We start from the raw sequence: 16,205 nt of genomic DNA on the forward strand, positions 1-16,205 counted from the left end.
ATAGGAGTGAGTATGTCTACCCCAAATATATTGATGACTCGTATCGATAATCGTTTGATTCATGGCCAAGTTGGTGTGACATGGACGAATTCGCTTGGCGCCAATTTGGTGGTTGTTGCAAATGATGAAGCCGCTGTCGATCCTGTCGCCCAATCTTTAATGGACATGGTGGTTTCTGATGGTGTGCAAACCCGTTATTTTACCCTGCAAAAAACCATAGATGTGATCCATAAGGCCGCAGACCGTCAAAAGATTTTCATCGTTTGTAAAACTCCTCAAGATGTACTCACCCTAGTTCAGGGCGGTGTTCCTATCAAATTTGTCAATGTTGGCAATATGCATTTCATTGAAGGTAAAAAACAAATTCATAAAACGGTCTCTGTGGATGATAGCGATATTCATGCCTTTCGCGAATTAGAAAAATTAGGGATCACTTGTGAAATTCGTCGTGTACCGGATGAGGCGGGTGAAGCCGTCTCTAAGCTAATTAGCTAAGGAGGTCAGTATGCTGGCTGACGCACTACTTATCGCTTTAATTGCGGGGATTGCTGGGGTCGATTTATTTAATGGCTTGACGCACTTTCATCGACCCGTGGTGATTGGCCCCATTGTTGGATTGATTTTAGGAGATGTTCAAACTGGATTATTAGTCGGCGGAACATTGGAATTGGTTTGGATGGGAATGGTGCCACTTGCTGGGGCTCAACCACCTAACGTCGTTATTGGCGGCATTATTGGAACAACATTTGCCATCATGACACAGGCTGATCCTAAAGTTGCTATCGGTATTGCGGTTCCATTTTCTATCGCCGTACAAGGTTGTATCACACTGTTGTTCACACTTTATTCGCCTATGATGCATAAATGCGACGAAATGGTGAAAAAGCTCAATTGGCGCGGTATTGAGATGGTGAACTATTTTGGGATCCTTATTCTATTTTCTTTCTACTTTATTGTTGCTTTCTTACCCATTTACTTTGGTGCTGATGCCGCAAGTGCCATGGTACAAAAAGCGCCGCAATGGCTTTTGGATGGGTTAGCCGTAGCCGGTGGAATGATGCCAGCGATTGGTTTCTCATTACTGATGAAAATCATGATGAAAAAGACCTATGTTGCCTATTTTATTCTTGGTTTTATTTCAGTGACGTTCTTAAACATGCCTATTATCGCGGTCGCGCTGGGGGCATTCGCAATCGCACTGATTGATTTCTTCAACCGTACTCGCAATGACAACAATGATAACGGCAGCTCACCGAAAGTTGCTCAGGAGATGAATGATGGCATTTAATGACAATGATGAAGCTCTGGCAGCAAAAGCGGAGCAGCGAATGGCTCAAGCGATGGCAACGAGTCAGGTAGAGCGTGATGATTACCTTGATAGCGAACCTGCAACAGGGCTCACTAACCGTGATATTAACGTTATGGCGCTGCGCTCATTACTACTACAGGCTTCTTTTAACTATGAACGTATGCAAGCGGGCGGCTGGCTTTATACGCTGATCCCAGCACTACGTAAAATTCATAAAAAGCCGGAAGACTTATCGAATTCGATGAAAATGCACATGGAATTTATCAACGTGCACCCGTTTGATGTGACATTTTTATCGGGTTTAGTGCTGGCGATGGAGCGCAGTAAAGAAAAAATCTCGACGATTCGCGCTGTGAAAATAGCGTTAATGGGGCCGTTAGGTGGCATTGGGGATGCGCTGTTCTGGCTGACGTTATTGCCCATTTGTGCCGGTATTGGCGCCTCACTCGCTCTGCAAGGAAGTTTATTTGGTCCCATCATTTTCCTGCTGATGTTTAACATCGTGCATTTTGCGTTACGTTTTGGATTGGCTCATTACGGCTATCGAGCAGGAACAAAAGCGATAGCCATGCTAAAAGCACACACAAAGAATATTTCTCATGCAGCTTCCATTGTTGGGATGACGGTGATCGGTGCCCTCGTGGCTTCTTATGTGCATCTCTCTACACCGTTAGTCATGACGGCCGGCGAAGCTAAAGTGGCGCTACAAACAGACGTATTAGACAAACTGATGCCAAATTTATTGCCTCTCAGTTTTACATTGCTTGTCTACTGGCTAATGAAAAAGGGCTTTTCACCCGTGAAACTCATTGGTGTCACTGTGGTATTTGGCGTGCTTGGTAAATTAGTTGGATTCTTATAAGGGGTTGGCAAATGTTAGGTGTAGTGATTACAGGTCATGGGGGATTTGCGAGTGGCCTATTACAAGCAGTACAACAGGTGATAGGCCCGCAAGAACAATGTGTTGCTATCGATTTTCCTGAAGGTATGTGTACCGACACGCTCCAGCAGGCCTTAAAAAAGGCGAGCCAGCAATGTGACCGAGGGGAGGGGGTTGTTTTTCTCACTGACTTATTAGGGGGATCTCCATTTCGGCAGGCGTCATTGATGGCGCTAGAAAATGAAAATTATCAAGTTATCACCGGAACCAATATGCAAATGGCAGCAGAAATGATGCTAGAGCGCGACGGTATGTCAGTCGCCGAATTTCGAGATATGGCATTGGAATGTGGGCACCGCGGTTTAACCAGTTTGTGGCATGAGCAACAACGTGAAAAAGACGCTGTTGTGAATGATGATGGCATTTAAGGAGAGTATATGTATTTAATTTCTAACCGTGAAATGCTGAAAAAAGCACAATACCGTGGTTATGCGGTACCGGCTTTTAATGTCCATAACCTAGAAACGGTTCAAGTTGTTGTTGAAACGGCAGCAGCGATGTCATCCCCCGTTATTCTTGCCGGCACACCAAGCACTTTTACTTATGCGGGTTTGGAATACATGGTCTCAATTTGTCGTGAAGCGGCACGGGTGAACCGTCTACCTATTGCGTTGCATCTTGATCATCATGAAGAGTATGACGATATTTGCCATAAAGTCAGAGCAGGCATTCGTTCTGTGATGATTGATGGTTCTCACTTTGCTTTTGAGCAAAACATCGAAACGGTCAAGAAAGTGGTGAAGTATTGTCAAAACTATGATGTTAGCGTTGAAGCTGAGCTAGGACGATTAGGTGGGCAAGAAGATGATTTGGTCGTCGACAGTAAAGATAGCTTCTATACTGATCCGATGGCAGCAAAAGAGTATATCACGCGGACAGGCATTGATTCCTTAGCCGTCGCGATAGGGTCAGCGCATGGTTTGTACCATGGCGAGCCTCACCTTGATTTTGAGCGCCTAGCAGCGATTAAGCAGCAGGTTGATATTCCTCTGGTATTACATGGGGCTTCAGGGATCCCTGAAAACATGATTAAACGGGCTATTTCGCTTGGTGTGTGTAAAGTCAACGTGGCAACAGATTTAAAAATTGCTTTTGCTGATGCTGTCAAAGCGCATTTTGCCGAGCATCCAGATGCTAACGACCCTCGCAAATATATCACACCGGGTAAAGAGGCCATGCGCAAAGTTGTTGAAAGTAAAATTACGATTTGTGGGAGTGCCGGTATGATGTAAGTGGCACTCACTTATACATACAAGAGGCATTGATAGGATGTAAGATGATTAAATCAAATAAGCAGATATATGTTCGTAGGGCATTATTGCCTTCGGGGTGGGCGGATAATGTTTTAGTCATATTGGATGATCATGGGGGTATCCAGCGTGTGATCCCGAATACGCAGTCTGCGGAACAGCCGTCGCCATTCACATTATTACCTGCACTTATTGATACCCATATTCACGGAAGCGCGGGTGCTGATGTGATGGATGCGACCCATGAATCACTCAATAATATCTCTCGTTTCTTAGCATCAAAAGGTGTTGGTGCGTTTTTGGCAACAACAGTCACTGCTCATCATAACGCTATTGAACGAGCATTGGTTCAAGTTAAAAACAGCCAAAAACAAGGTGTGGATGGTGCCGAAATTTTAGGGAGCTATCTTGAAGGGCCATTTTTTACGGCACAACATAAAGGGGCTCATCCACAACATTTATTACATCAACCGGAAAAAGCGTTATTACAGCGATGGATAGCGGTTGCAGAAGGTAGTTTAAAATGTGTGGCGCTAGCCCCTGAGCATCCAACGTCACTTGAGCTAATACCTTGGTTAAAGTCACAGGGAGTGCGTGTCATGATTGGTCATTCAAGTGCAGATTATGCATTAACGCAACAAGGGTTAAATCAAGGTGCGGATGGGGTTGTCCATTGCTACAACGGAATGAATGGTCTACACCACCGTGAGCCGGGTATGGTTGGTGCTGCATTAACTCACGACCAATGTCAGGTGGAATTAATCTGTGATGGTCACCATGTGCATCCAGCTGCAATCAACGTGGTTTACCGCTGTTGTGGGGAACGTTTGTTGTTGATTACAGATGCAATGCGTGCGGCCGGCATGCCAGATGGTGAATACTCTCTCGGTGAAATGACGGTTCAGATGAAAAATGGTGTCGTTCGAACAGAAAGCGGTAGTCTCGCGGGGAGTACCTTGACCTTAGAACGGGGAGTGAGCACGCTACAGCAAGCTTGCAATATATCTTTCGCACAAGCATGGCTACATGGCAGTTTATATCCGGCAAAAGCGTTAGGGATTGCTGACCGTTTGGGTTCCATCGCGCCTGGTAAGCAAGCGAATTTAACACTCTGTGATACCGCAGGAGAAATACAGGCTACTTTTGTGCAGGGTAAGTTGGTTTTTCAGCGATAAACTGATTTAGGGTATGTGATGTCATACCCTAAAGCTGAAATCGTTTAATCGAATGAATGCTTGTAGAGTTAAGAATTATTATTTTATTAATTAAGAATAATTTGTTATCAGTATGTAAATATAATCCCATGATTTTTATATGGAAAATGGTTTAGATAAATTGGATTACTTGATTTAAATAGGCTATTTTCCTGCCTCGGCTGTGTTATGATACCCGCCCCTTATTATTTTTCACTGCTTTTTAGCTCGTATTCTGATTGCTAATGGTAGTAAACTATGCTGGGGATATAATATATAATGATAAAAATCAGTCGGATAGGCTACTATGCTTTTACTTATTGATAATTACGATTCATTTACTTATAACTTATATCAATACTTTTGCGAATTAGGCGCAGAAGTACTCGTTAAACGTAATGATGAAATTTCTATCGAAGAGATAGAATTATTAGCGCCTACACACCTAGTGATCTCACCAGGACCTTGCACGCCTGATGAGGCAGGGATCTCTCTTGAAGCCATTAAATATTTTGCAGGTAAAATTCCAATTTTAGGGATTTGCCTTGGTCATCAAGCGATCGGTCAAGCCTTTGGAGCCACGGTTGTGAAAGCAAGAGAAGTGATGCACGGCAAGACTTCTGCTATTCATCATAATCATCAAGGGGTTTTTAAAGGGTTAAATAGGCCGCTTACAGTAACTCGTTATCATTCCCTCGTCATTGCCGCGGAAACATTGCCAGCATCTTTTGATGTGTCCGCATGGTCACTGAATAACGGTGATGTGGATGAAATTATGGGAATACGTCATAAAACCCTACCAATCGAAGGTGTTCAGTTTCACCCAGAAAGTATTTTGAGTGAGCAAGGTCATGATCTACTGAATAATTTCCTAAAATACTAGATTTTGCTTATTTCAACAAAAAAATAAAATTCACTTCATCACTCGCTTAGCTATTGCTCTTTTGTGATTTTTTATTCATATTTATTGCTTATATTTTCACTTAAGCACTAAGCAAAAGCAGGTGAGGGGTATGAAAGAACAACAAGCAGTAAATCGGCAGACCTATGATGAGGTGATGTTACCTATTTATTCTCCGGCAGAATTCATTCCTGTTCGTGGGGAAGGTAGCCGAGTTTGGGACCAGCAAGGTAAAGAGTATATCGACTTTGCTGGTGGGATTGCGGTGTTAGCACTCGGTCATTGCCATCCTGCTTTAGTTGATGCAGTTCGTGAACAGAGCGAAAAGCTGTGGCATGTGAGTAATATTTTTACCAATGAGCCTGCGCTAAGATTGGCTCAAAAGCTAATTGAAGCCACTTTTGCTGAACGTGTCTTTTTTGCAAACTCTGGTGCTGAAGCCAATGAAGCCGCATTTAAATTAGCGCGTCATTACGCTATCACTAAATACAATCCATATAAAACGAAGATCATCGCTTTTAAGCAAGCCTTTCATGGTCGTACCTTTTTTACCGTATCAGTTGGAGGGCAAGCCAAATATGCGGATGGCTTTGGACCAAAACCCGCTGATATTATTCATGTGCCATTTAATGACCTTGATGCGGTCAAAGCGGTCATTGATGAAAATACATGTGCGGTCGTATTGGAACCTGTACAAGGGGAAGGGGGCGTCACTGCTGCAACGCAAGCGTTTATACAAGGCGTGCGTCAGTTATGCGATGATAATAAGGCTCTATTGGTCTTTGATGAAGTGCAAAGTGGTATGGGGCGTACTGGTAAGTTATTCTCTTATATGGATTATGGTGTGGCGCCCGATATTCTGACCACTGCGAAAGCTCTTGGTGGCGGTTTTCCTATTAGTGCGATGCTGACCACCCATGAAATAGCGCAAGAAATGGGGCTTGGTACACACGGTACGACTTATGGTGGAAATCCGTTAGCTTGTGCTGTCGGTAATGCGGCGTTTGATATTATCAATACACCAAAAGTGCTGGATGGTGTCATCAAGCGACATGAGCTATTTGTTTCCCACTTGAATAAGCTCAATGAAAAATATGATATTTTTGCTGAGATCAGAGGGAAAGGGTTATTAATTGGTGCAGAATTGAAAAACCAACTCAATCATCGTTCGAAAGAGATTTTACAGGCGTGTGCCATTGAGGGATTAATGATGCTCAATGCTGGGCCAAATGTATTACGCTTTACTCCATCATTAATTATTTCTGAGGAAGAAATTAATAGTGGTATGAAAAAATTAGAAACAGTGATTGAAAACGTATTAAAAAATAAATAAATGTCTTTTACTCAAAGAGGTATTAACCTCTTTGAGTTTTTAACCATTGATGAGTAGATTAGATCATTATCTTTTTTTGTATAACCTTTCCACTGACGCCTGCTGATCCTCTAATGTCGCAAATGTTTTTCGAATAATAACAGGAGCATTTTGAGCATTATTTGGAGTAATCGTTTTTTTTATTTTACGAGAACTTTGCGTGCTTATATTTTTTGTGTGATTAATGCGGTTTCCCTTATTTTGTATTTGTTGGGGATCTGCCTTGTTGTGAGTCTCAGAAACGCAAGGAGATAATGCTATTCCAGTCAGACCTCTTTTAACTTGCCCATTTATAATGACGCGTCCAGTGCCTTGAGAATGAGAAGAGATGACATGAGCGGTCTGATGAATTGACTGTTCCTTTTTCGGTGGATTGAGTTCCTTAGTCGTGGTGGCTATTTTGAGAGGAATGCGACTTCCTTTTTGATATGAAATTGGTTTCGGTTGAGTGAAGTGTTTAATAATGGTGTCTTTCTCGGATTGAGTTTGTTCTTTTTTATCCATATACCAAACTAAATCCAGTTCTGAATAGTTTGTACCAATAAGGCTTGCATTGAGTTCTGATTTTTTCAGGTAGAGCATTGAGCGATCTTTTAGAGATTCAGCAGAATAGCGATTAGCCTCTAATTTATCTAACACGTGATGATATTTAGATTTCAACTGCTCAAGTTTTTGTTGAAGATGACATTCAGACGTCGGTCTCTTCACATTTAATGGGGAGGTTGATTGGTTATCACAGATATGACGCTCATTTGTTTTAATCGTATTTTTTGACATGCTTGGTTTTAATGAATAGGAAAAGGGTAACGATAATGAGGGTAAAGAAGGGAGCTGGCTCTTATTGAGAATATTGGCGGTATTGATTGCCGCATCGATTTTAGTTTGCTGTACCTGACATGCATTATCATCGTATTTTACGGGTGTCGATAAGGTGATTGAGGTTGGCTTAGTGCTATGTATTTCGTTAAGAAACTTATACTTTGCTTCTAGATTATTTCTTTTTATACGACATGATTCAGCGATTGTTTCAGTTGTCAGATTGCCACGTTTGAGCATCTCTGCATGAGCCGCTACTGTTTGGTTGATATATTTTACGGATGGGTGATGTTGACTTGTTTTCATTTTAATAAAACCTTTAAATAATAGTATATTAATTATTCTAGATTTTATTTTTTAGTGGATATGAATAATATAAAATAACGATACTTATGCTATTTGCTGGTTTTGTGGTGATATCGAAGGAAAATGGCTCTATATCAAAGATATAAAGCCATTATGCAATTGAGGTCAGACGAATTATAGGTTTATCGAGTACCGTACACCACGATAGTTTTACCATGCGCGGAGATAAGGTTTTGGTCTTCTAGCATTTTTAAGATGCGACCAACCGTTTCGCGGGAACAACCGACAATTTGGCCAATCTCTTGGCGTGTGATCTTAATTTGCATTCCATCTGGATGCGTCATCGCATCGGGTTGTTTCGCTAAATTAAGTAGCGTTTGAGCAATACGGCCTGTGACATCAAGGAAAGCCAGATTACCGACTTTTTCTGATGTGGTTTGTAGGCGGCTTGCCATTTGCGCGGAAAGGCGCATAAGGATATCAGGGTTAACCTGAATAAGCTGACGAAATTTTTTATAAGAAATTTCAGCGACTTCGCAGGCACTTTTTGCTCTGACCCAAGCTGAACGTTCTTGCCCTTCTTCAAATAACCCTAGTTCACCAATGAAGTCTCCCTGATTTAAATAGGAGAGGATCATTTCTTTGCCTTCTTCATCTTTGATTAAAACAGCCACTGAGCCTTTAACGATATAGTAAAGGGTTTCTGCTTTTTCACCCTGATGGATCAGAGTGCTCTTGGATGGATATTTATGAATATGGCAGTGTGACAAAAACCATTCAAGAGTAGGGTCTGTTTGTGGCTTGCCGAGAACCATTAGCGTTATCCTCTGTATGTTAATACAGCCATTCGGTTAATCGTCACCAGAATAGCTGGTTTTTTAAAGTCACTAGCTTAGCATATTAATTCGCATTATAGAGCAAGTTAATACCAACACTATAATATAATCAATTGAAACCTTGAGTTTTGATCTTAACCCTATCAGGTGGAACTTTGTTTGTAACATATTAAACTCAGAAAGTCTTGTTTTTATCGATTCAGCATCATAAAGCGCCTATTTGATTGAAAGGGTTTATGTAACAATGTAATCTTTTAGATAAACTTTTTCCTAGGGGAATAAAATATGGAAGCAAGAGTTAAATGGGTTGAAGGGCTCTCTTTTTTAGGCGAATCGGCTTCAGGTCATCAAGTTATGATGGACGGTAATTCCGGTGATAAAGCGCCTAGCCCAATGGAAATGGTCTTGATGGCTGCGGGCGGTTGTAGTGCTGTTGATGTTGTTTCTATTTTACAAAAAGGCCGTAATGACGTGAGGGGTTGTGAAGTTAAATTAACGTCACAGCGTAGGGATGAAGCACCTCGTTATTTTACCCATATTAATTTGCACTTTATTGTAACGGGAACGGATTTAACGGAAAAAACGGTTGAACGCGCTGTTCAGCTTTCTGCTGAAAAATATTGCTCGGTCTCATTAATGTTAGAAAAAGCCGTCACTGTTACCCACAGTTTTGAAATCAAAAACCAATAATTTATTTATTAATTATATAATTTTTTTAATTTATGATGCTTATTTTAAATAATAATAAGCATCATTTATTATTAATCATGTTTTCTTTTTATGAGTTTTTCGACCAACGGTGTCATGATTAACTCCATCGCTAATCCTAATTTTCCACCTGGTACAACGATAGTGTTCATTGCGGATATAAAAGAACCATTTAACATCGACAATAAATAAGGGAAGTCGATCTGTTCTAGCCCCCTAAAACGAATGACAATGAAACTTTCATCTTGTGAAGGAATCGCTTTAGCGGAAAATGGATTGGATGTATCGACAGTCGGTACACGTTGGAAATTAATATGGGTACGTGAAAATTGAGGGGTAATATAATTAATATAGTCACCCATTGAGCGTACGACGGAATCCATGACGGCTTCTCGTGAATGCCCCCGTTCTGTTGTATCGCGGATCAATTTTTGGATCCATTCAAGGTTAACGATTGGAACCACACCCACTAATAAATCGACGTACTGTGCGACATCGTTTTCAGGCGTGACGACACCGCCATGCAAGCCTTCATAGAATAAAACATCACTATTTGCAGGTAAGGGTTCCCACGGTGTGAATGTGCCAGGCTGAAGCCCATAGGGTACAGCTTCATCATAGGTATGAAGGTATTTACGTGATTGACCTCCACCCTGTAAGCTGTAATCTAATAAGGTCTGTTCTAACAATGAAAAATCATTCGCTTCGGGACCAAAATAGCTGATATGGCGGCCTTGTTCTCTTGCTTTGCGAATCGCCATATCCATTTCTGGACGCGTATAACGGTGGAAACTATCCCCTTCTAATGTTGCCGCTTGGATATTTAACTGATGGAATATTTTACGAAATGCTAAGCTTGTGGAGGTGGTTCCGGCACCACTAGAACCAGTAATTGCAATAATTGGGTGCTTTTTTGACATCATGGACTCCCTGTGCTGCGTTTGCGTCCATGCTTATTAAAATCATGAGCGAAACGGGTTTACGGGCGAAACTGACTTTTTGGCATAAAATTAACAGATTCATGTAATTCTGACCAGACTAGCACAATTTCTCCTGAAACTAACAGCCGTTTTACGTCGTCTACCTTTTGTTGTAACGACTTTTCATGTTCACCATAATCTGTTCCTTCACGTAAGACATAAGCTTCGATCAGGTTTTCTAAAGTGTCAGGGTCTAAATCTTTCCAAGGAATAATCATGACGTTTATTTACTTAAATATGCTGTTAACCATTGAGGAATACGTTTTTCTAACCACATTTCTGGTTTCCTAAAGGAACCGCTAACAAAACCAACATGTCCACCATGTTCAGTCATTTGATATTCGATATTCGCGGGTAAATGTGCTAAATCAGGCACGACATCAGGTGCCATAAAAGGGTCATCTTTGGCATGAATGATTAATGTCGGTTTGGTAATACGGGGTAACCTTGGTAACGCACTGCATTTTTGATAATAATCTGTCGCATTTTCGAAACCATGGATCCTAGCCGTGATCACATCATCGAACTCACGAATACGTTTTAGTTGCTTCAATTGCGCTAAATTTAGGGGTAATGAACCTGGGTAACGCACCAGTTTGCGTGTGGCATTACGTTTCAATCCATTCAGTAAATAACGTTGATAGAATTGGGAAAACCCCTTTTCCATGCGAATCGAACAAGGTTCTAGCATCAAAGGAGCAGATACGACAACCCCTGCATCAAGGTCTGCCTCATCACCACTTTCCGCTAAATAGCAAGCAAGCATATTACCACCAAGAGAATAGCCAACAGCAGCGGTTGGAACATTTCCCCAAGTCTGTTTTAGCCAATGCAAAAAATACCGCGCATCACTGGTTTCACCTGAGTGATAAATCCGCTTTTGACGATTCGGTTCACCACTACAACCTCGGAAATGCATGATCACCCCTAACCAACCGTGATTCTGGGCGCTTTCTAACATGCCATGAGCATAAGGGCTTTTAAAACTACCTTCTAAGCCATGAAATATCACTAAACGCGGTTTATCGCGTGCCAGCTCAGGGGCTTCACTCCAAGCAAGGTCGATAAAGTCACCGTCAGGTAACTCAAGTCGTTGCCAAATAGGCTTAATTTTCGGTGTACGTCGAAAGATCCTTGGCAATAATGTTTGAAGGTGTGGATTCTTAGCCCAGTTGATTGGTCGAAAGTTTTCTGACATAGCCTTATTTAATTTAGTAATACCCTTGTGGGGCACATAACATACTGTTATTTTTTTGTGATGCAAGTGCACTTAATCGTTAGGATTGATTATAAATGAGTCTAGGACTAGTTTTTTCACTTTTTACGTTTCTATTTATTGCAGCAATAACACCCGGTCCTAACAACATGTTGTTAACATCAAGCACTGCCAATTATGGTTTCCGTCGCAGTGTTCCCTTATTATTGGGGATCATGTTGGGTATGCAGTCTATACTTTACCTTTCCGCGTTTGGTGTTGCAGCGCTTTTATTGCTTTATCCCGCATTACATATCGGCATGAAAATCGTTGGTAGTATATATTTATTGTGGTTGGCATGGAAAACCGCAACAGCCAGCTATTCACCATTGAAAACAGAGAGTACCGTTGCCAAAAACATCAAATGGTATCAAGGTGGGTTGTTACAATTTTTAAATCCAAAAGCTTGGATGATGGGGCTCGGTGCTGTCGGTAGTTATAGTCTCCCCGGAGAACTGTTTACTCAATCGATTATTATAATGAGTATTGCCGTGGTCATGGTTAATTTAGTGGCAGGGGTAATTTGGATGGCTGGCGGAGTCTTCATTGGCCATTTTTTAAGAAGCCGTCGTGCGTGGTTTATTTTTAATATAGTGATGGGACTATTAACGGCAGCTTGCGTCCTCTTGATTTGGCTTGAATAAAAATGTGCGGTAAACGGCAAAAAGCCCTTATGAAGGGGGGAGCCTAATCATTGTGGCCCCCCTATCATTTAATCCAAATCGATATTTTTGCTACCAAAGAAGTAAGTGAAAATAAATCCGCACACATAAGCGACGGCAATGCCACCGACATAAACCGACATACCTGCAAACACACCTTGGGCAGAGGTCATGAGCGGAATGGCAACTAAACCTGATGGGCCAAACACCGTGTTCAGTCCGACAGGTAAGCCCATCCAAGCAATTAAACCAATAAAGAAACCACCCGCAGCCCCCCCTAAACAGGCCGTCACGAAAGGCTTCACGCGTGGTAAGGTGACGCCATAGATCAGGGGTTCTCCAATACCAAGGAAGCCCGGAATGATGGCACCGCGAATTTGATTACGCAAAACCGAATCTTTTTTCGCTTTTGCATAGAGTGCGAGAGCGGCACCCACTTGCCCAGCACCGGCCATGGCCAAAATTGGGAATAATGAGTTAAAGCCTTGCGCATCCACTAAGGCAAAATAGACGGGAACAAATCCTTGGTGTACCCCAAACATCACGGCGATCAAGAATAAACCTGCTAATACGGCGGTTCCAAATGGATTACCATTGAGGTGCATAAATAGCCATGACATACCACTGAATAACCAGCTACCTAATGGCATGATGACCACATAAGCCGCCGCACCAACAATCAGTAAGGTAATGGTGGAAGTTAAAATCATATCAAGGTTAGCAGGAATAATTTTACGTACCTGTTTTTCAACCCATGCACCAAAAATACAGGCGATTAACACACCGATAATGCTGCCTCTAGGGTCTATATCCCAACCAAAAAAGTTGGTCATTCCTGAAAACACCCCAGTGGTTGCATTGGGGTCATAACCCAATACAAAGAGTGCGGCAATAATCGCGCCATTGACTCCACTACCACCGAAGGCTTTTTGGGCATTATAGCCAATTAAAATACTTAAAAAGCTAAATAACCCTTTGCTGAACACCGACATATAAAGAATTAAGTGCACGCCAAATGTCTGTTGCTCTGGGGTTTTAGGTAACCCTTCCGGATAGAAGGTTTGAGTCGCTAATGTTGCGAAACCGAGTAGTAGACCGGCAGCAATAAACCCAGGAATAAGGGGAGTAAAAATGGTGGCAAACTTAGATAAAAAACGATGCACTGCACTTGTTTGTTTCTGCTTCATCTGTTGCTTATTCGATGAGGCAAGTGCACTTAGGTTCGTTGCTAATGAAGGATCTGTTTTTTCGTCAACGACCTGCTCACCACTTTCGAGTATTTGATTCATTAGGTCAGCAGCAGTTTGTGCTTTACCTGGCCCTAGAACAATTTGTAATTGCTCATCACTTTCGATGACGCCAAGGACGCCAGCGATTTGTTTAATTGCTGTTTTATCGACAAGTTGGTCATTGTTGAGTGTTAAACGCAAGCGAGTCATACAGTTTCCCGCTTGCTTAATATTTGCACTGCCGCCGACCTTTTGCAGGATCTCCTGCATCATTTCTTTTGTGATTTTAGCCATGCCATTTACCCTATCAGTTTCCGTTTATTAAACGGACTTTGCGACGTTGAGCGCCGTACGAATAAACCCATTATTGTCTGATAGCAATTGACGTGCTTCATGTGCATTTAGCCCAGATAAGATCATCAAAATTGCTGTTTTGCAGTGTCTTTGACATTGTTGTAACGCGGATTCTGCGGTTTCCCTGTCACATTCAGTCGCTTCCATGACGATTCTGACTTGTCTCTCAACTAACTTGGCATTGGTTGCTTCAACATCGACCATTAAATTGCCGAAGACTTTACCAATACGGATCATTGCACCCGTCGTGATCATGTTGAGCACTAATTTCTGTGCTGTTCCTGCCTTCATGCGTGAAGAACCTGTCACGACTTCTGGTCCGACAATAGGTGTAATAGCGATATCGGCTGCATTGGCGACCGGACTATTTGGGTTACAGCTAATGGAAGCTGTCACAGCGCCGACTGTGCGTGCGTAGGCCAGCGCACCGAGTACATAAGGTGTACGGCCACTAGCGGCAATACCGACAAGTACATCTTTGTGATTAAATTGGATGTTAATCAGATCTTGCTCTCCCAGCTCTGGTTTATCTTCCGCATTTTCAACAGCACGGAAAATGGCTTGGTGACCGCCAGCGATTAAACCAATCACTTGTTCATGGGGAGTGCCATAGGTAGGAGGACATTCACTCGCATCCAAAATACCGAGGCGACCTGATGTGCCTGCACCTGAATAAATCAATCTACCGCCATTGAGAAATGCTTGGGCGACTTTGTCGACAAGTTGTGCTATTTGTGGCAGTACTTTTTCGACAGCAAAGGGTACTTGCTTATCTTCATTATTGATGACTTGCAACATATCAAGAGTAGACAACTGATCGATATGGGTGCTCGCTGCGTTACGACTTTCCGTTACCATTTTGCTTAAGTCAATGGTCATAATAAATTACTCCTACTTCGGTTAATGGAAGGATATTAAGGAATTATTTATTCCAGTGATGTGATGATGATCACGGTGCTCTCTATTCTGAATTGTCAATATGAAAGAATATTTCTGTATGATTTAGATAGAGATGATTAGTTACTTATTGAATTTAAGGGATTAATGCTAAGTAATGCTATTTTTCTACGAGGAATAATTTATTTTTAATCATAGGCAATGAATAAGGAATAAGGATGACTTTACTGGATACCATCACGTGTTTGCTGCCAAGGCTTGCTGAAAATCAACGTAAGATCGCTCAGTACATCCTCGAAAAACCCGAGCGCGTACTTAGCTTATCTTCTCAGCAACTGGCGGAAACGTTGAATGTGAGTCAATCTGCTATTGTTAAATTTAGCCAAAAGGTCGGCGTGAAGGGATATCCGGCACTCAAATTAGCACTCAGTGAAATTATTGGTCGTCAACAACTTGATGAAGCGAACCCCCATGTGGCGTTGCATAATCGTATCACTCAGAGCGATAACCTAATGGTTGTCGCACAAAAGTTGGCTCTGGAAAAAAACTATTCCATCACCGAAACAACGCGTCATCTCGATTTTAAAATGTTTGAAAAAATTGTGGATAGCATTGATAAATCACAACGTGTACAGATTGTGGGTATTGGGGGATCAGGCTTAACGGCCAAAGACTTAAGTTACAAATTACAAAAGATTGGTATCACCACCTTGGTAGAATCGGATCACCATGTGCAAATTGCAGCCGCACTGACCTTGACCCCGCAGGATACTCAAATCGTGATTTCGTTTACAGGTAAGCGTAAAGATATGCTGACTGCTGCCAGCATTGCCCGTAAACAAGGCGCTAATGTGGTGGCAATTACGCGTAGTAGGCTTTCTCCTTTAGCACAATTGTCAGATTATGTACTGGAAAGTATTGCGGAAGAAAACGAATGGCGTAGCTCATCAATTTCATCGAGAACGGCTCAAAATACGCTGACAGACCTACTGTTTATGGCTTTGCTCCAAAAACGTGAAGCACGAGCGAAAATGTTGGTAATGAATGCGCGAGTCATGATCAATAAATTAGACGAGTAAAGGCAAAATTGTTTTTTATCAATAAGTCACTTGCTTGTTCTTTGCAAAATGCCCTTATTTGAGTTAAGACTAATATAATGAATAAATAATATGACGCAATATAATAAGGGCATTATTA

Annotated in this window: 18 protein-coding genes; 11 read left to right on the forward strand and 7 right to left on the reverse strand. The window is 41.9% G+C overall.

Going from position 1 to position 16,205, the window contains the following annotated elements; all coding sequences use genetic code 11:
• Nucleotides 1-12: 12 nt before the first annotated feature.
• The 8 genes from agaV to G3341_RS01545 all read left to right on the forward strand — a co-directional run bounded on the left by agaV (nucleotide 13) and on the right by G3341_RS01545 (nucleotide 6,926).
• Entirely contained in the window at nucleotides 13-495 is a 483-nt protein-coding gene (gene agaV, locus G3341_RS01510; RefSeq protein ID WP_154622081.1) for a PTS N-acetylgalactosamine transporter subunit IIB, read from the forward strand.
• Between the two features lie 10 nt (nucleotides 496-505).
• Nucleotides 506-1,288 (forward strand): PTS N-acetylgalactosamine transporter subunit IIC, encoded by a 783-nt coding sequence (gene agaW, locus G3341_RS01515; protein WP_154622080.1) that lies wholly within the window; start codon nucleotides 506-508, stop codon nucleotides 1,286-1,288.
• Nucleotides 1,278-2,171 (forward strand): PTS system mannose/fructose/sorbose family transporter subunit IID, encoded by an 894-nt coding sequence (locus tag G3341_RS01520; protein WP_154622088.1) that lies wholly within the window; start codon nucleotides 1,278-1,280, stop codon nucleotides 2,169-2,171. The genes agaW and G3341_RS01520 overlap by 11 nt, the downstream gene beginning before the upstream one ends.
• Before the next feature lie 11 nt (nucleotides 2,172-2,182).
• Nucleotides 2,183-2,617, forward strand: a complete 435-nt coding sequence (gene agaF / locus G3341_RS01525) for a PTS galactosamine/N-acetylgalactosamine transporter subunit IIA (RefSeq protein WP_163860551.1) — start codon at nucleotides 2,183-2,185, stop codon at nucleotides 2,615-2,617.
• Nucleotides 2,618-2,626: 9 nt separating this feature from the next.
• Complete coding sequence (locus G3341_RS01530) at nucleotides 2,627-3,481, forward strand: tagatose bisphosphate family class II aldolase (RefSeq protein ID WP_154622078.1); 855 nt, start codon at nucleotides 2,627-2,629, stop codon at nucleotides 3,479-3,481.
• 44 nt (nucleotides 3,482-3,525) lie between these two features.
• A complete protein-coding gene (gene nagA / locus G3341_RS01535; protein WP_163860552.1) occupies nucleotides 3,526-4,674 on the forward strand; it encodes an N-acetylglucosamine-6-phosphate deacetylase in 1,149 nt (382 codons plus the stop codon).
• Between the two features lie 325 nt (nucleotides 4,675-4,999).
• Entirely contained in the window at nucleotides 5,000-5,575 is a 576-nt protein-coding gene (locus G3341_RS01540; protein WP_154622466.1) for an aminodeoxychorismate synthase component II, read from the forward strand.
• 130 nt (nucleotides 5,576-5,705) lie between these two features.
• On the forward strand, nucleotides 5,706-6,926 hold the full coding sequence (locus tag G3341_RS01545) for an aspartate aminotransferase family protein (RefSeq protein WP_154622467.1): 1,221 nt from the start codon (nucleotides 5,706-5,708) through the stop codon (nucleotides 6,924-6,926).
• Nucleotides 6,927-6,992: 66 nt separating this feature from the next.
• Here the strand turns inward: G3341_RS01545 and G3341_RS01550 are convergent, their stop codons facing one another.
• Together G3341_RS01550 and crp are read right to left on the reverse strand one after the other, a co-directional pair.
• Entirely contained in the window at nucleotides 6,993-8,087 is a 1,095-nt protein-coding gene (locus tag G3341_RS01550; RefSeq protein WP_244316465.1) for a hypothetical protein, read from the reverse strand.
• Nucleotides 8,088-8,269: 182 nt separating this feature from the next.
• Complete coding sequence (gene crp, locus G3341_RS01555; RefSeq protein WP_004923862.1) at nucleotides 8,270-8,902, reverse strand: cAMP-activated global transcriptional regulator CRP; 633 nt, start codon at nucleotides 8,900-8,902, stop codon at nucleotides 8,270-8,272.
• Between the two features lie 306 nt (nucleotides 8,903-9,208).
• Between crp and G3341_RS01560 the strand changes: the two genes are divergently transcribed.
• The gene (locus G3341_RS01560) at nucleotides 9,209-9,613 is read left to right on the forward strand and encodes an OsmC family protein (RefSeq protein WP_154635684.1); all 405 of its coding nucleotides are present in this window, start codon (nucleotides 9,209-9,211) and stop codon (nucleotides 9,611-9,613) included.
• 71 nt (nucleotides 9,614-9,684) lie between these two features.
• Here G3341_RS01560 and G3341_RS01565 read toward each other — a convergent pair whose 3' ends face one another.
• The 3 genes from G3341_RS01565 to G3341_RS01575 are packed head-to-tail and all read right to left on the reverse strand — an operon-like array spanning nucleotide 9,685 to nucleotide 11,809.
• The gene (locus tag G3341_RS01565; protein WP_154635710.1) at nucleotides 9,685-10,551 is read right to left on the reverse strand and encodes a phosphoribulokinase; all 867 of its coding nucleotides are present in this window, start codon (nucleotides 10,549-10,551) and stop codon (nucleotides 9,685-9,687) included.
• Between the two features lie 59 nt (nucleotides 10,552-10,610).
• Nucleotides 10,611-10,829 carry a YheU family protein gene (locus G3341_RS01570; protein ID WP_154623249.1) on the reverse strand — a complete coding sequence of 73 codons (219 nt, stop codon included), beginning with the start codon at nucleotides 10,827-10,829 and terminating at the stop codon, nucleotides 10,611-10,613.
• Nucleotides 10,830-10,834: 5 nt separating this feature from the next.
• Nucleotides 10,835-11,809: a hydrolase gene (locus tag G3341_RS01575; RefSeq protein ID WP_163860553.1), complete on the reverse strand. Its 975-nt coding sequence runs from the start codon at nucleotides 11,807-11,809 to the stop codon at nucleotides 10,835-10,837.
• Between the two features lie 95 nt (nucleotides 11,810-11,904).
• On the opposite strand from G3341_RS01575, the gene G3341_RS01580 reads away from it, so the two are divergent.
• The gene (locus G3341_RS01580; protein ID WP_154623251.1) at nucleotides 11,905-12,510 is read left to right on the forward strand and encodes a LysE family translocator; all 606 of its coding nucleotides are present in this window, start codon (nucleotides 11,905-11,907) and stop codon (nucleotides 12,508-12,510) included.
• A 68-nt stretch (nucleotides 12,511-12,578) separates the two neighbouring features.
• Here G3341_RS01580 and murP read toward each other — a convergent pair whose 3' ends face one another.
• Together murP and murQ are read right to left on the reverse strand one after the other, a co-directional pair.
• Nucleotides 12,579-14,051 carry a PTS N-acetylmuramic acid transporter subunit IIBC gene (murP, locus tag G3341_RS01585; protein WP_163860554.1) on the reverse strand — a complete coding sequence of 491 codons (1,473 nt, stop codon included), beginning with the start codon at nucleotides 14,049-14,051 and terminating at the stop codon, nucleotides 12,579-12,581.
• Between the two features lie 27 nt (nucleotides 14,052-14,078).
• Nucleotides 14,079-14,990, reverse strand: a complete 912-nt coding sequence (gene murQ / locus G3341_RS01590) for an N-acetylmuramic acid 6-phosphate etherase (RefSeq protein ID WP_154623253.1) — start codon at nucleotides 14,988-14,990, stop codon at nucleotides 14,079-14,081.
• A gap of 236 nt (nucleotides 14,991-15,226) precedes the next feature.
• Between murQ and G3341_RS01595 the strand changes: the two genes are divergently transcribed.
• On the forward strand, nucleotides 15,227-16,087 hold the full coding sequence (locus tag G3341_RS01595; RefSeq protein WP_154623254.1) for a MurR/RpiR family transcriptional regulator: 861 nt from the start codon (nucleotides 15,227-15,229) through the stop codon (nucleotides 16,085-16,087).
• The last annotated feature ends 118 nt before the right edge of the window (nucleotides 16,088-16,205 follow it).

Source organism: Providencia vermicola, assembly GCF_010748935.1.
Taxonomy (GTDB): Bacteria; Pseudomonadota; Gammaproteobacteria; order Enterobacterales; family Enterobacteriaceae; genus Providencia; species Providencia zhejiangensis.

Excerpts from the sequence above, each read along its gene's own strand:
- agaV (WP_154622081.1), top strand. The coding sequence starts at position 13 with ATGTCTACCCCAAATATATTGATGACTCGTATCGATAATCGTTTGATT.
- agaW (WP_154622080.1), top strand. The coding sequence starts at position 506 with ATGCTGGCTGACGCACTACTTATCGCTTTAATTGCGGGGATTGCTGGG.
- G3341_RS01520 (WP_154622088.1), top strand. The coding sequence starts at position 1,278 with ATGGCATTTAATGACAATGATGAAGCTCTGGCAGCAAAAGCGGAGCAG.
- agaF (WP_163860551.1), top strand. The coding sequence starts at position 2,183 with ATGTTAGGTGTAGTGATTACAGGTCATGGGGGATTTGCGAGTGGCCTA.
- G3341_RS01530 (WP_154622078.1), top strand. The coding sequence starts at position 2,627 with ATGTATTTAATTTCTAACCGTGAAATGCTGAAAAAAGCACAATACCGT.
- nagA (WP_163860552.1), top strand. The coding sequence starts at position 3,526 with ATGATTAAATCAAATAAGCAGATATATGTTCGTAGGGCATTATTGCCT.
- G3341_RS01540 (WP_154622466.1), top strand. The coding sequence starts at position 5,000 with ATGCTTTTACTTATTGATAATTACGATTCATTTACTTATAACTTATAT.
- G3341_RS01545 (WP_154622467.1), top strand. The coding sequence starts at position 5,706 with ATGAAAGAACAACAAGCAGTAAATCGGCAGACCTATGATGAGGTGATG.
- G3341_RS01550 (WP_244316465.1), bottom strand. The coding sequence starts at position 8,087 with ATGAAAACAAGTCAACATCACCCATCCGTAAAATATATCAACCAAACA.
- crp (WP_004923862.1), bottom strand. The coding sequence starts at position 8,902 with ATGGTTCTCGGCAAGCCACAAACAGACCCTACTCTTGAATGGTTTTTG.
- G3341_RS01560 (WP_154635684.1), top strand. The coding sequence starts at position 9,209 with ATGGAAGCAAGAGTTAAATGGGTTGAAGGGCTCTCTTTTTTAGGCGAA.
- G3341_RS01565 (WP_154635710.1), bottom strand. The coding sequence starts at position 10,551 with ATGTCAAAAAAGCACCCAATTATTGCAATTACTGGTTCTAGTGGTGCC.
- G3341_RS01570 (WP_154623249.1), bottom strand. The coding sequence starts at position 10,829 with ATGATTATTCCTTGGAAAGATTTAGACCCTGACACTTTAGAAAACCTG.
- G3341_RS01575 (WP_163860553.1), bottom strand. The coding sequence starts at position 11,809 with ATGTCAGAAAACTTTCGACCAATCAACTGGGCTAAGAATCCACACCTT.
- G3341_RS01580 (WP_154623251.1), top strand. The coding sequence starts at position 11,905 with ATGAGTCTAGGACTAGTTTTTTCACTTTTTACGTTTCTATTTATTGCA.
- murP (WP_163860554.1), bottom strand. The coding sequence starts at position 14,051 with ATGGCTAAAATCACAAAAGAAATGATGCAGGAGATCCTGCAAAAGGTC.
- murQ (WP_154623253.1), bottom strand. The coding sequence starts at position 14,990 with ATGACCATTGACTTAAGCAAAATGGTAACGGAAAGTCGTAACGCAGCG.
- G3341_RS01595 (WP_154623254.1), top strand. The coding sequence starts at position 15,227 with ATGACTTTACTGGATACCATCACGTGTTTGCTGCCAAGGCTTGCTGAA.